This window comes from Lewinella sp. (genome assembly GCF_050633125.1).
In the GTDB taxonomy this organism is placed as follows: domain Bacteria; phylum Bacteroidota; class Bacteroidia; order Chitinophagales; family Saprospiraceae; genus Lewinella.
Genome location: NZ_JBOEFX010000053.1, coordinates 31,468 through 45,971, shown reverse-complemented (window position 1 = coordinate 45,971; position 14,504 = coordinate 31,468). Strand labels below are relative to the sequence as shown.

At 44.9% G+C, this 14,504-nt stretch carries 12 protein-coding genes; 4 read left to right on the top strand and 8 right to left on the bottom strand.

The features are described from left to right. Positions 1–208 precede the first annotated feature (208 nt). Complete coding sequence (locus ACRBG0_RS12810) at positions 209–811, bottom strand: hypothetical protein (protein ID WP_431487267.1); 603 nt, start codon at positions 809–811, stop codon at positions 209–211. Positions 812–1,279: 468 nt separating this feature from the next. Here ACRBG0_RS12810 and ACRBG0_RS12805 point away from each other — a divergent pair, with 468 nt between their 5' ends. Beyond that, complete coding sequence (locus tag ACRBG0_RS12805) at positions 1,280–4,441, top strand: WD40/YVTN/BNR-like repeat-containing protein (protein ID WP_431487266.1); 3,162 nt, start codon at positions 1,280–1,282, stop codon at positions 4,439–4,441. 181 nt (positions 4,442–4,622) lie between these two features. Here ACRBG0_RS12805 and ACRBG0_RS12800 read toward each other — a convergent pair whose 3' ends face one another. Both ACRBG0_RS12800 and ACRBG0_RS12795 read right to left on the bottom strand, forming a co-directional pair. Continuing rightward, positions 4,623–5,336 carry a thioredoxin family protein gene (locus ACRBG0_RS12800; protein WP_431487265.1) on the bottom strand — a complete coding sequence of 238 codons (714 nt, stop codon included), beginning with the start codon at positions 5,334–5,336 and terminating at the stop codon, positions 4,623–4,625. 18 nt (positions 5,337–5,354) lie between these two features. Next, positions 5,355–5,939 (bottom strand): TlpA disulfide reductase family protein, encoded by a 585-nt coding sequence (locus tag ACRBG0_RS12795; protein ID WP_431487264.1) that lies wholly within the window; start codon positions 5,937–5,939, stop codon positions 5,355–5,357. A 278-nt stretch (positions 5,940–6,217) separates the two neighbouring features. Here ACRBG0_RS12795 and ACRBG0_RS12790 point away from each other — a divergent pair, with 278 nt between their 5' ends. Then, entirely contained in the window at positions 6,218–6,637 is a 420-nt protein-coding gene (locus ACRBG0_RS12790) for a hypothetical protein (protein WP_431487263.1), read from the top strand. Positions 6,638–6,675: 38 nt separating this feature from the next. On the opposite strand, the gene ACRBG0_RS12785 is transcribed toward ACRBG0_RS12790, so the two are convergent. Together ACRBG0_RS12785 and ACRBG0_RS12780 are read right to left on the bottom strand one after the other, a co-directional pair. Then, positions 6,676–7,308 (bottom strand): DNA-3-methyladenine glycosylase I, encoded by a 633-nt coding sequence (locus ACRBG0_RS12785; protein WP_431487262.1) that lies wholly within the window; start codon positions 7,306–7,308, stop codon positions 6,676–6,678. Further along, positions 7,305–7,841 (bottom strand): helix-turn-helix transcriptional regulator, encoded by a 537-nt coding sequence (locus ACRBG0_RS12780; RefSeq protein WP_431487261.1) that lies wholly within the window; start codon positions 7,839–7,841, stop codon positions 7,305–7,307. Before ACRBG0_RS12780 ends, ACRBG0_RS12785 begins: the two co-directional genes overlap by 4 nt. Positions 7,842–8,107: 266 nt before the next feature. Between ACRBG0_RS12780 and ACRBG0_RS12775 the strand changes: the two genes are divergently transcribed. Beyond that, positions 8,108–8,662, top strand: coding sequence for an RNA polymerase sigma factor (locus ACRBG0_RS12775; protein WP_020539089.1), 555 nt, complete (start codon positions 8,108–8,110; stop codon positions 8,660–8,662). 125 nt (positions 8,663–8,787) lie between these two features. Here ACRBG0_RS12775 and ACRBG0_RS12770 read toward each other — a convergent pair whose 3' ends face one another. Then, complete coding sequence (locus ACRBG0_RS12770) at positions 8,788–9,486, bottom strand: SIR2 family NAD-dependent protein deacylase (protein WP_431487260.1); 699 nt, start codon at positions 9,484–9,486, stop codon at positions 8,788–8,790. After that, entirely contained in the window at positions 9,479–10,999 is a 1,521-nt protein-coding gene (locus tag ACRBG0_RS12765) for an NAD(P)H-hydrate dehydratase (RefSeq protein WP_431487259.1), read from the bottom strand. The genes ACRBG0_RS12770 and ACRBG0_RS12765 overlap by 8 nt, the downstream gene beginning before the upstream one ends. 270 nt (positions 11,000–11,269) lie before the next feature. Here ACRBG0_RS12765 and ACRBG0_RS12760 point away from each other — a divergent pair, with 270 nt between their 5' ends. After that, positions 11,270–13,075, top strand: coding sequence for a hypothetical protein (locus ACRBG0_RS12760; RefSeq protein WP_431487258.1), 1,806 nt, complete (start codon positions 11,270–11,272; stop codon positions 13,073–13,075). Positions 13,076–13,093: 18 nt separating this feature from the next. Here ACRBG0_RS12760 and ACRBG0_RS12755 read toward each other — a convergent pair whose 3' ends face one another. Continuing rightward, positions 13,094–14,500: a hypothetical protein gene (locus ACRBG0_RS12755; RefSeq protein WP_431487257.1), complete on the bottom strand. Its 1,407-nt coding sequence runs from the start codon at positions 14,498–14,500 to the stop codon at positions 13,094–13,096. Positions 14,501–14,504: the final 4 nt, after the last annotated feature.

The window sequence follows — 14,504 nt, the reverse complement described above, 5'->3', positions numbered from 1 at the left end:
GTTTTTCACAATAGTTGAATAAACGATTCATTTTAAGTGTTTTAACTATTTGAAAAACTTAAGAAAAATCGCACTTTATTTTCTGCGCAATGCTTATGTGCTGGCCGCCAGGCTGTTCGTTCTTATGCCCTCGCTGCGCAGGGCATACCACTGCCATCCTTGGTTGATACGGGCTCCGCGCGCTGCGCTGCGCCCTAAGTATCTCTTGCTATAAACGCCGTTTGCCCTTTGCACATTCTTTGTCGTACGCCTCTAGTATGGTATACAAATCCTTGAATCGGTAGCCTTTCTTGCCAATGAGCCTGGATAGTCTTGGTGCTGTATCAGACATCAGTCGTCTCATTTGGCGACGAAACCCTAGCTTCTTTAGTGGAAGAATTCGGTCTCCGGGAAGTTCTACCCAATATTGTACAATCTTTTTGTCGTGGGCAACCAGGTTTCCGTTAAACCATTCGTATTTGATCAGCGTTTCTGGCGTTTGAAGTAAGCTGATATTATCACCAGAGTACTGTAGGCGTAGAAACATCCAGGTGTTTCTGTAATATTTGCTTTCATAAGCACTTATTGCTGGCCCTTCAAAAAAAACAAAGCCCTTGATAAGTGCAGGATGCAGAAAATAAGGAGTGCCAAAATCATTAATAAACTCTACCATACTTCCGTACTTGGTGTGTTCAATAAGGCCAATAGCTCCGGTTAAATGATAATTGTTCTTTGTCACAATATACCCGGTTAATGCTTGTGAATGCTGAGCATTTAGCGTACCGAAAAGAATACCAATTGTGAATAGGAGGAGGGTAGAAATTCTTGGCATATTTTGTCTGTTGATTTTATACTTCTTTATAAAAATACAAATATTTTCTAACTCAATAGTAATTAGCACTTTAAATAGGTATTTTTTAGTAATCCATCAGCCAAATAGGGGTATTGTTTGGATAACATGAAACCTTTAGCGTGTTAATCCGTAAACTATGTGCGATAGATAAAAATCCAAATAAAATATGCACAGGCTCGTCCTGTCCTTTTCAGGCTTTCTGCCTGGAAAGCCAACTTCTCAAGGGTTAAGCACTGGGTTACGATGTTTTTCGTAAATTAGCAGCTTTGATCCCCTATGCGTGGTTAGTTTACAACAGAAAGCAATTTAAAACGGGATTGTTTTCTGAAGTTTATTCCACTACAACATGGTGCAAAGCTGCAATCATCGCCGAGTTTATTTCAGTATCTACCTCGGTAGTACCTGTTTTTAATCGCCGGTTTTTCGCTTATGCCCAATATTATGAGAATGAAACACTTGCTCAAAGCGAGCTTGTTGCTGGCCCTGGTTTTCGCAACCACCTCAATTGTAACAGCACAGCTCGAGACACCAAAAAACGTCGGCCCGTTCAATGTGGCCGTGTACCAAGGTGCGCATTGGCGCGGCATTGGTCCTTATCGTGGTGGCCGCAGCGTAGCGGTAGCCGGGGTAATAGATAATCCTCAGGTTTATTACATGGGAGCTACAGGCGGCGGCGTCTGGAAAACTACTGATGCTGGCCTCAGTTGGCACAATATTTCCGATGGCTTTTTTAACGTAGGCTCTATTGGAGCTATAGGTGTAGCACCTTCAGACCCCAATGTCCTTTATGTTGGTACCGGCGAGCATGCTATCCGTGGAGTAATGACTTCCCATGGCGATGGTGTTTACAAGTCTACAGATGGTGGCAAAAACTGGACCTATCTGGGTTTGGAAAATAGCCGCCATATTGCTGATATTCAGATTCACCCCGAAAATGCTGATTTAGTTTACGTTGCTGTTCAGGGTGCTGCACACGGACCTTCCTCAGATCGTGGCATATACCGTTCTCAGGATGGTGGCAAAACCTGGGAGCATCTTTTCTTTATCAATGATTTTTCTGGTGCTGCTGATTTAAGCATGGACCCTTCAAACCCTCGTATATTGTATGCGGGGATGTGGGATCATGAGCGTAAGCCTTGGCAAATTCGTAGTGGAGGAGAAGGCTCAGGGTTATTTCGCTCTGTAGATGGCGGTGAAAACTGGCAAAAACTTTATCAAGGCCTCCCAGAAAAAATGGGTAAAGTTGGAGTCTGTGTCTCTCCGGCCAATACCCAGGTCGTTTATGCTAATATCGAAGCTGAAAAAGGCGGTGTCTTCCGTTCCACTGATGGAGGGGATAGCTGGACCCAGGTGAATGACCAACGCTTGACCATCGGGCGAGCTTGGTATTATACCGAAATTGTAGCTGATCCCCGAGATGAGCATACCGTATATGTTCTTAACGCACCCTTGCTGCGTTCTACCGATGGAGGGAGAACCTTTGCCAGTATTCCTAACCCTCATAGCGATCAGCATGATCTTTGGATCAATCCATCTGATCCAACGAATATGATTTTAGCCAATGATGGCGGAGCCTGTATAAGCTTTAATAGTGGCAAAAGCTGGTCTGCACAAGACAACCAGCCTACCGGACAGTTTTACCGGGTCATTGCCGACCAACGATTCCCCTTTTACCATGTTTACGGGGGGCAACAAGATAATTCCGCCATTGCTATTGCTACTCGTTCTCCTCGCGAAGGAATTAGTGGAAAAGATTGGTACGAGGTAGCCGGTGGCGAAAGTGCCTTTATTGCTTTCGACCCCAGTGATCCTCAGCTGGTTTATGGAGGAAGCTACCAGGGGAATATCTCTGTGTTTGATCACCATACTGGAGAAACTAAAGATATCATGGCCTACCCAACAGTAGGCCTGGCGACTTTGCCACGAGACATGAAGTACCGTTTCAATTGGAACGCTCCTATTGTGGCCAGCCCGCAAGATCCAAGGGTGATCTTTCATGCTGCACAAAAAGTTCTGCGAACACGTGATGGCGGTATCAATTGGAGCGAAATTAGCCCAGATCTTACCCGAAACGATAAAACAAAACAAGGCCCAGGAGGTGTACCTTTTACCAATGAAGGTGCTGGTGGCGAAAATTACAATACGATCAGTTACCTGGCTTGCTCTCCTCATGATTCTTGGGTGATTTGGGCAGGTAGTGATGATGGCTTAGTACATCTTACTCGCGATGAAGGACAGAGTTGGCAAAACGTTACTCCACCGGAACTAGGAGAATGCCTGATCAATAGCATCGAGGTTTCTCCACATAATCCTGCTACGGCTTATGTGGTGGCCACTCGTTACCGCTTCAACGATTTTACACCACTTATTTTCCGAACCGATGACTTTGGAGAAACCTGGGTGAAAACGACAAGAGGTATTGCTCCGGAAGATTTTGCCCGTGTTGTTCGTGAAGATCCACTGAGAGAAGGACTTCTTTATGCGGGAACAGAAACAGGCATCTATATATCTTACAGCAATGGCCGTTTCTGGCATCGTTTTCAGCTTAACCTACCAGTTTGTCCAATCAATGACCTGACTATTCAGGGCAATGATCTTATTGCGGCAACCTCCGGGCGAGGATTTTGGATGATTGATGACCTCAGTTTTTTACAGCAAAGCGCAGGTTACTTGCTCGCAAAAAGCCCTCAGGTATTTCGCCCCAAGAATACTTATCGACTGACCACTAGCGGTGGTGGGAGTCAGCAAGGTACAAACCCGGCAGGAGGTATGAGTATTGATTATTACCTGCCTCCACAGATGGATACGGCTTTGGCTATCCTGGAAATTTTAGATGATAGAGGTGAACTAATACGGTCATACTCCAGTAAAGCCGATGAGAGATATTCCGCTTATGTAGGCGGACCTTCTGAGCAACCCCTTCTCGCGAGGGGTTATGGTATTCATCGTTTTCAGTGGGATTTACGCCGCAAACCCATTCGCCACTTGGAGGATGTTTTTGTATTAGGAAATTATCAGGGAGCATTGGTACCTCCAGGTGATTATACTTTGCGGTTGATTGTTGGTGATAATAAGTACGAAGAGGTTGCTCAGGTACTGGCCGATCCTCGTATGAAGCTTAGTGGTGATGCTTACATTGCTCAGCAGGAATTATTGATCAACATAGAAGAAACCATTGCGGATATTCACGGTTCGGTAGAGATGATGCAAGACTTGAGAGCGCAGATGGAAATACTCGCCGGGCGCTTGAGTAAGTTAGAAGCCCAGTCAGGCTTAGTGGCAAAAGCAAAGGGGATTACGGATCAAATTAATATATGGGAACGGCAACTGATCCAACCTGATCAGAAGACTTTTCAAGATGTTATCAATTTTCCTAATCGTTTAAATGCAGAATTACTTGATTTACATAATCGTTGCGATGGTGTCGATCCACGGGTAACACAAGGAGCAGAAGATCGCTTAGCAGACTTGGTAGCGGAATGGGAAGGCTTGGCAGAAGAGCGTGATCTAATCATCTTCAATGAGATGGCAGAATTCAATAAGCTGTATAGCGAACAACAATTGCCTGCGCTATTTTTACCCGATTCAGCCAGCGGGACTGCTTGGTAGTATTGGTTTTAAGAAGATTAGAATGACTTTTAGTCTGTTGGGAACAACAGCGCAAAAAAAACGCTCTACCTAGCATCGCTAGGTAGAGCGTTTTTTTTAAGGTAGCTAATATATTAGGCATGATCTCCTTTAGGGAAAGTAAAATACCTTGTACTTTTTACCAACTACTCAGTACTTTTTGCTAAATCTTCTTAGTCTTGATGCTACAACCAACAGCCTTTACATCTGCTGGATTTGGCTCTTGGCCATTGTTTATGGCTTCGACTGCTTTCTCCACGTAATTAATGGTAACGGCTTCAGCATCTTGCGCATTGTCGTCAATTGCTCCGTGGTAACGAACAACCAGGTCGGCATCTACAAGATAAATCTCAGGGGTACGGCTGGCACCATATTGTGGGTAAATAGCCTGCCCTTCATCCATAAGATAAAGGAAAGGGAAGCCTTTTTCTTTAGCGCGCTGCTGCATATTGGCAAAGTTGTCGCCTTCTTTAATCTCTGGATCATTAGGCTGAATTGCAACGACAGGGTAGCCCATAGGTGACAGTGTATTGTGAAGGTCGATGAGACGATCTTCGTACATTACTGCGTATGGACAGGTATTACACGTGAACGTAACAACATATCCTTTAGGGGTATTTCCGTTAGCATCCTTGATGTTGTCAAAGGAATACATATTCCCGTCAATGTTTTTGAGATTAAAAGCAGGGGCAGTATCACCAACCTTTACACCGGTCATATCAGCATCTTCGGTAGTATGGCTAACGGTTTTGCTAACAGCTTCGGTTGATTCCGTTGCTGTGGCGTCTGTATTCTCAGTAGTAGCGTTTTGGCAGCTAAAAAGGGCCACGAGTGCCATCATTGGTGCTAGGGAACGAAGCAAACTTGCAATCTTCATTTTTTAATGATTTATAGATTATTGGAAAGATCGAACGGCAGTAGCCAGTTCTTCATAATTAGCAAATTGTTCAGCAATAAACAATCGTTTATCCTGGTGATAGACAATTGTGATAGGGATAGCTCCTCCCCATTCGGGATCAACCTTGTCTATCCAAACGTTGGTTTTGCTGTCTGTGAGCGCAATAACAGGAAGGTCGAAGGGCCGATTCTTGATGAATTTCCATAATTTAGTACGAACATCGCGGCGAAAATCCAGGCTTACCATCACAATTTCTACCTCTTCTGGATTCGTTTCTTCTGCTAGGCGCTCAAAGTAGGGGAGTTCCTCTACACATGGGGCACACCAGGTCGCCCAAAAATTGATCACATAAATTTTATCGTCAGTACGGGAAAAGATGGGCGCTAAATCGTCAAAATCCTCTACGATAGGATAGGGGAGTGTGTCGGTTAAAGCAAGGTGCATTATTTGGTTAGGTGTAGTATCAACTCTTGTAACAGGGGTAGACGATTCTCCTTCTTGTTGTTGCTCTTTTTCTGTTGATTGACAAGCTGCTGTGCAGAATAAAGTTAAGGCCAGTAATCCGGAGAGTAAGTGTCGCATGTCCGCCGTTTTTATTATTATATTCATTAAGCGTTTCAAAGAATAAAGCTCGATAAACGCTGAAGAGGCAAAGTTACGTTACAAACAATAATCTTCAACCCAATGTTGTGACGTTGACTGCAAAATGCACCTCTTTCAGTGCTTAAATGCAGGTTGGTAAAGAAAATCATCAAGTCGATGTCTTGATAAAAATATTTTTACAAATACTCCAACCTTTTATTCCGCTATTGACGTCTTAGCCTAAATGAAGAGTTTTCTTTAATGTTTAATCATTTACTATGAAAGTCTATCAGATACTAATATTAGCCAGCTTCGCTTTTTTCGCTTGCGAGAAAAGCACAGAAAGCTTGAGCCCAATGTACGAAGCAGGTATTGCTTTCAATTTGGAATACGATGAAACCACGAATTGTAATGGTTGTGATGGTCCCGAACTTCGCTTTGTGAATGTGGTGACGGAAAGCCGTTGCCCAGAACCGGTCGCGTGCATCTGGGCTGGGGAGGTGATCGTCGAGGTAGAGATCGATGGAGAAGTAGTAGTAATGGGCCTCAGCCCAATTGAAACTGCTCCAGCGGAAGTCATGGTCGGCGAATGGAACGTCAGCCTGTTAAAGGTCTTACCTTACCCTACTCAGTTCCTGGAAGAAGATGATATTGACCCTAGTATTTATTCCTTAGAGTTACTGGTGGAAATGATGTAAACGATTAGGGAAAGCACACGATGAATCCCTCCTTTCCTTTATAAGTTGAAATCAGCACGCGCAGCCTCTGCCTTTGCCCTACAGAAACAACCTTCCAGATGATCATTGACGAGCCCCATTGCTTGCATGAAAGCGTAGGCAGTGGTAGGTCCAACAAAACGCCAGCCACGCTTTTTAAGATCCTTGCTCAAGGCGGTGGAAGCAGGTGTTTGTGCCAGTTGATGTAAGGTCTCGTAATTCAGGGCTTTTGGCCGCTCATTCGCTGGTGGTTCAAAAGACCAGAAATAATTCGCGAGGGAGCCTTTCTCTTCCACGAGTTCGATAGCGCGCTGGGCGTTGTTGATGGTGCTCTTTATTTTTCCTCTATGCCGAATAATTCCGGCATTCTGTACGAGGCGCTCTACATCATCTGGCCCCATTTTTGCTATTTTGGAATAATCAAAATGATGGAATGCTTCTCTGAAGTTTTCTCGCTTACGGAGAATGGTCAGCCAGCTTAACCCTGCTTGAAACCCTTCTAGGCATATTTTTTCAAAAAGGCGGAAGTCGTCTTTTACCGGGTATCCCCATTCGTTGTCATGGTAGTGGAGGTAATCTTTGTGGCTACCATGCCACCAGCAGCGTAGTTGCCCATCCTCTCCTCGAATCAAGCCTTCCGGAATAGAACTCATACGTCTTTCTTCTTTTCTTCTTTTGTGCGGCACATACGCAGTAATTGCAGATGCTGTTCTGATAACCTGAGGGCTGCTGCATGCAGTTGTTCAAAATGGCTGCGTAAAAATTTAGCTACCTGAGGAAGGTCATCACTATTTTTTTCCAAATCTTTTGATTTGTAGGAATAGCAAGTGTATATGCCTTTGAGAAATTGATCAAAATCCAGCGCGCCTTGAAAAAGGCCTTCTAACTTGGCCCGCTCCTGAGGGCACAAGCCATGAATTCTCGTTAGCGACTTGAGGGTCGCTTCCTCAGTTAGATCTCGTTGGGCAAGGTCGATCAGTGAGATTTCGAAAAATTCCGCCATACGTAGCAGATTGCTGATCTTGGGTTCAGCTGATCCATTTTCGTAAGAAGCAATATTGCCTCGATTAAGACCTATTTGTAGTGCCAACTCTTCCTGGCTTAGCTTTCTACGTTTTCGTAGAAGCCGAAGGTTGGCGGCAAGATAATTGCTGCTGATTTGTTTGTCCTGCTTAACAGTTTCCATTTACTAGCACATTTGTGTTGGAACTACCTCTATGAATATCAAAAAAACGTTTCACTATCAATTCCTATCCAAAAATACAAAGGAGGGACTGATTTTGTTTTAGAACGTTAAGGAAATTAACATTTTTTGAGCTGACAATGCGTCAGTTCGTCGTGTATGGAACAGTTCTTGTACAAATATACTTGAAAAGTCAAAAATATTTGCATTGTGTTGAAAATGTAGCTATTTTTGACAAAAATAATTACAGAATATAAATCACCCCTGATATGCTATACGCGATTCAGAACCAAATACAGGATCAATTAGACTCCATCAGTAACTCACTGAAGGCTTTCTCAATGAAACTGACGGGAAATAGCGACGATGCGGAGGACTTGTATCAGGATACCGCATTACGGATTATCACGAATGCCGATAAATATCGCCAAGGCACTAACTTTAAGGCTTGGGCGGTTACTATAATGCGGAATATCTTTATCAATAACTACCGCAAGAAAGTTCGTCGTAACCTAATTATCGACCAAACACCGAATAACTACTACATCAACTCTGGTGAGCGTCCCATTGAAAATGATGGCGAAACCCAGGTTGCTTATAAGGAGTTGGTAGAAATGGTAGATCGTTTACCTGACGACTTCAAAATTCCTTTCATGATGGCCTACCAAGGCTATAAATATGATGAGATTGCAGAAGAATTGGGGTCTCCATTAGGTACAATTAAGAGCCGTATTTTCTTCGCTCGCCGGAAATTGCAGAAAATGTATGCAGACGCGACAAAGAATTTATTGCAGGAACAGCAACGAAATACCAAAACGGCATGACATAGTGGCGTAAGCGCCAATGTACCCAGACTATTTCATAACGGGTAGAAAGAACTGACTTTAAACAAGTGACTTGAATGGGCTCCGACGATTAATTTTGTCGGAGCTTGTTCTTTTTAAGAAAGTTAGAGAAGCAACTGATCCACTAGTTTTCGAACACCAGTGGTCGCGGGCTCCGCAATGACTTCCAGGCTACTCCGCTGTTGTAACTCGTAATTAATACTAGGTTTGGGGTCGATGTAGTAAATGTTAGCATCTCGAGGAGCATACCCTACCAAGCCGGCAGCAGGGTAAACCTGCATAGAAGTACCTATAATAAGGATATGATGTGCTCCGTAAATTTCATCCACGGCATCTTCCAATGCAGGAACTGCTTCCCCAAACCAAACGATGTGAGGTCGCAATTGATAACCTTTTTTACAACGATCACCCAGCACACAATCCTCTTCCCAATCGTAGATCAAGGTTTCATCACCAGTGCTTCGCACTTTTCGAAGTTCTCCGTGTAAATGGATAATGTTGGTGCTGCCGGCTTGCTCATGTAGGTTATCTACGTTTTGAGTGACAATAACAACATCATACTTTGTTTCCAGCTCTTTAAGTGCGAGATGCCCCGCATTGGGGCTTACTGTTTTTAATTGTCGCCGCCGCTGGTTATAAAAATCAAGGACCAATTCCTTGTTCTTACGCCAACCTTCGGGTGTGGCCACCTCCATCACATCGTGCCCTTCCCATAGCCCGTCGGCGTCGCGGAAGGTATTGATTCCACTTTCAGCGCTGATGCCTGCTCCGGTGAGGACAACTATTTTTTCTCTTTTACCCATGATAGGTTCTTAATTTAGCGAAAGCTTTACCAAGGTACTGAATAATATCTTCAGCAATAATACTTTCCATTTGTTGATCAACTGCTGCTAGATCACCGGCCAGACCATGTAGACAAGTTCCCAATAAAGCGGCTTCTTTAGAGGTGTATCCTTGCGCCAGCAAACCACAGATAATACCAGTTAACACGTCACCAGCACCAGCAGTTCCCATTCCAGGGTTACCAACCGTCAAAAAGAATAACTGGCCTTCTGGGGTGGCAATAGCTGTGTTTCCACCTTTGAGGAGAATGTAGCATTGTAGCTGTTGTGCTTTTTCTTGTAGTCGTTTCCACCTGCTAAAGCTGTTAGTTGTTTGCCCGAAAAGGCGAGAAAATTCTTTAGGATGAGGCGTTAGGATACTATTTTTTGGTATTAATGTTTGCCAATCAGAATGCTCCCCCAGTATGTTTAGTGCATCAGCATCGAGTACTAGGGGTTGCTGTGCTTTTTTTAGTAAAGACAGCAATGCCGCTTGGGTAAGCGAGTTGGTCCCAAGGCCAGGCCCTATACCTATAGCAGCATAGGCCCCGAGGTCAGGAGGGGTGGTGAAGACTTCCCGATGCGGATCGGTTAAAACCATAGCTTCCGGAAAAGCAATCTGCATAATTTCGTAACCACAAACTGGCAAATGGGTAGTTACCAAGCCACAACCTGCCCGTAGTGCTGCTCGTACACTGAGGATAGCGGCACCAATTTTACCATAACTGCCCGCAATAATTAAACTGTGCCCAAAGGTGCCTTTATGATCAAAGCGACCTCTTGTTTTTAAAAAGCCAGCAGCAGCCTGAATGGGGAAGTAAGAGTAAGCAGTCGTTTGGGTAGCCAGCGCTTGCTGGTGGAGTTGTATGTCAAGGACTGTCCACCGCCCTATGTAAGGCGCATTTTCAGGAGCGAAAAAAGAAAGCTTTGGCAGTTGGAAAGTATAGGTGCGATCGGCCTTGAATATTATGCCTCTTGAAGAAGAATCAGCAAAAAGCCCGCTTGGAATATCAATAGCTATACGTCTGGCAGGATTTTCATTGAGATGGGTGATCAATTGCTCCCAATAAGATGATATGGGGCGGTTAAGGCCGGAACCAAAAAGTCCGTCGATGATGATTTCAATATTGGTTAGGTCAGGTAGTTTATCTCCTTCCGATAAAGTTTGGATGGGTACCCCTCGTTTTTTGTGCAGCCGTTTCAGATTGGTTTGCTGGTCTTCACTACTTTTCCCCAGGTTAACGACCAATACACTGACTTCATAACTGGCTTCGTAGAGCATTCTGGCTATAGCCAGACCATCCCCACCATTGTTGCCAGGGCCGCAGACGATGAGTGTTTGCTGGTCCAGGTCGGTATATTCTTTTTGGTACTGCTGGACAAAGGTACGGCTTGCTCTCTCCATTAAATCATAAGAAGAAATAGGCTCTAGTGAAATGGTTTGTTGATCAAGTATGCGTATCTGAGCAGCCGAAAGAATTTTTAATGGTAACATGTTTCAAAATTATTAGAGAAGGTATTATTTTCTTGCCAATTTCTTTTGGAACAGCACAAAAATAAGTTGAGCCATCGTTTTTCAAAAAGCTGGCTAGGCAGTTTACTTTAAGCGTGTCGGCTATTTGGAAAACCACAAAGACGGTTCAACTTATTTTTTGTGCAATACTTACCATTCTCTTTGTATTCCTACCGTTGCGTAAAATAAACACTAAGCAAGTGTAGTTTTAGCAGTCATCTGGCTATTTTCGGCTTAAGAAAAATGAGTGATATGTTTTCCAGACAATTACGCTGCTTTTTATTGCTTTTGGTACTTGGCATTTCTTTTACTCCAGGACTTTCCGGGCAACGCATAGACCGTGCCCGAAGTAAATTAAATGACCATCGGGCAGAGAGTTGGCCTCCGGAGAAAGTTTATTCCAGGGTGTCATTGGGGCGTGCCCTCCAGCAAACCTTTCAACGACATTATCAATACTGTGGATTTGAAACTGCCGCCGGGAGCCGGGATTATCTTCCTGCGGATATTAGTCGTTTTCTGGGCAGTCGAGACTTGCGTACCAAGGTTGAAGCAGCAGACCTCAGCGGTGGTGGATTACTGCAATATATTTTCAATGAAGATGAAACAACCTTACCATTAAACGTGATTCGATTTCGTCCGGAATTTCGTTTAGAATTACCCGGAAGTACTACCTCTTTCGAGTTATCTCCGGTAGATGAGTTTGATACGTTTATCCTTACGGAAAACTGTAGTGGTTACCTCAAGGCGGCCCTGGATGCAGGTGTAGAGCCTCCATATGCTGCTTTTAAAGCAGCTTTGAGTACCGATGATCGCAAAGAATCAACGGTGTTGGCTATTGCCGGAACCTTCCTTAGCCCATTAGAAACAGCCCTGCGCGCCAAAGATGCCCGTACTACCAGCTTGATGCTGCGACTATGGGAGTTTTATCAAGAAAATCCCGAGTATATAGGGCAGGCTTATTACTTGCAATCTTTTGCTGGCGTAATGATTAAGCACACTGCTTCGGCAGAAGAGAGCCGCAGAATAGAGAATGAACTGGGCATGAATATCAACGCGCCTTTAGGTATAAAAGCCAACGCGCAAATGGATTGGGGACGCAGCCGTAGGGCTAGTTTTTCCGGTACCGACTGGGAAACTATTGTATTTGCTGATTTCAACGAACAATACAAGCGCCAGCAATGGTATGTCCGTTTACCAGACCCTGCGGCGATCATAGCCTATTTTGGACAGCTACAGCCAGGGTTTGAGCGTCATGCCGACTTTCCTTTGCTAACGGAAGGTGTTGAGCATCGTCATTATTTGAAATTAGAAGGAATACCGGCGTCGCTGGCGCGTGGAGGTTGGGTCATAGAAGGCGTTTCTCCGGGAGTGTATAACCAATCACCTCGCTTGGAAGCCCGCCCATATTCGGAAGATGGCAGGTTTGGCTGCCGATTTACAATTATTGGACAACCAGATGCAGCTTTATTTACGGGCCCTTTAGCAGAACGCCCAGGAAAGCAAACCCTGTCGTACCGGATCCGAAGCTTGCAGCAGATTGGCCCGAAAGCACTTTCTGTTACTGTTAAAGAGGAATTGCCCACCAGTGCTCATCCTGTAGTCCAGCTAGGAGAGGGACGGTTTGATTTATCCATTAAAGAAGATCGGCGTTTTGCCCTGCAATGGAAAGTACCGCTTGAAGTGATTGATGATGAAAACCCCGTCGATTTTCTCGAGGTACCCTATTTTAGTGAGTTAGCCCTACGTGGTAGTAACCAACTTGACCCTTTAGAGGTTCAGGTGAAAGAGGTGATAACAGATGCTCGTCGACATGAATATGTGTTGGTCTTGGAAACGGTACAAACCTGGCCATTAGGAAGAATTAACGACCAAGAGATGCGGAGCTATCAACTGAATTGTCAAGTACACCTACCTGCCGAGCGCTCCGAGGCGAGAATGCAACGACCACTCAAGGGTGTTATTTCATTCCCCACGATCAACCCGCCGCCGCCACCTGTACCAGCAGTGGATTTGAGCCCTGTTCCGGTTATACAGGATGGAGGAGAGGACAAAAACTAAGTATGGTTTTAGCAGAAGCTAATCTTCCGCTAACTTTTCAAGGAGCAACTTTTCATTCGAACGCCAGTCGAGGTTAGCAACAGCTACCTCTGGCGCATAATGCTCTTTAAGTTCAGCGAGCAGTTGGGTAATGGCGTGCCGAACCTGGTTGTTTACCCGATCCCAATCTGCGGCAGAGATCAATTTGTTTTGTAGCTGATTGCTGTTGTCATTCCAGCGGAATTGCAGCAATAGAAGGGTGTCACGAAAGTCAGTATCCTTGTCTTGTACAAAGTTGACGATGCGTTCGATGGCCAAGTCTACCCGCCCGTGGAGGAGCGCGTGCCTTACAGCTTCTTCGTCTTCCTTATCCCAATCGGGGTCAGGAATAGGTTGTTCGCTAAAGGTGGCTTTTGCTGTTGGGGCATCATCTGTATTTACTTGAATGGCCCGGTCAAGCACAGCCACATCAAAAGGGCGTTCTCCATATCCAGGCACTTGAACTTTGGCGGTCACGCGCAAAAGAAGCGCGTAATGGCCCGGGCGGTGTGGTGTTATGTCAAAGCTCCACTCTGTAGGCATGAAAGGAAGGATGGGCTGCTCTTCATTATTGCGGGGTATAATGTCGAAGTTGTCGCCCTCTTGAGCCTCCACCAGTGCGACTTTCATGACAGAGGTGATCTTGATAGATTCTTTCGATGCTGTTTCGCGTTCCTCCGGTTTAAGTCCTGCGAGTAATTCGTCGTTACTGATTTGTTCCGGAGCAATCCTCACCCGACAGCGGCTGGGGGTAGATATGGCCATCTGATCAGGAATAGCGTAAAGAATTTTACCTTTTTGGAAAGGGGAGGATACTTCAGGCGTTGGAGCAGGAGCAGGAACCGGTGCCGGAGAAGGTGCCGCTGGTGGAGCAGGAGGTGGAGCGCCAGCACTCATCATTTCCTCCTCTTCTTCTTCTGGAAACTCAAAAGGAGGTGTTTCGTTACTTACTTCAGCGTTTTTTGGTGTTCCTGTTCTTTGGGGGATGGGAGCACTAGATTCAGGAGCTGAACTCATGGGGTTGCCTGGCAAGAGGTCTTTAAAAACATCTATGACTTTGTTGAAAATGCCTCCTTTTGATTTTGGTGGGGAGGTAGGTGCAGGGGTCGTTATTGGAGGTGGACTGTATTCTTGCTGTTGCTGTTGCTGTTGTTGTTTGGGAAATAAACGGGTCACCATTTTCAGTAACTGGCTGATGCTCCAATTAAGTCGTTTTTGGTACTGTACTTGATTGAGTATACCTGAGCCGAATTCTTTTTCTGCTTTTTGGTACTCCGTTTTTATCTGTTTCAGCTCTCGATGTTCTTCCTTGTTGGGGAAAAGCTCGAGGTGGTGCTCCATAGCAGTAATAGCCTCCTCTATCTTGTTAGCCTCAAGTAAATCTCGAATTTTTAGTAATGCTCTCATGGTT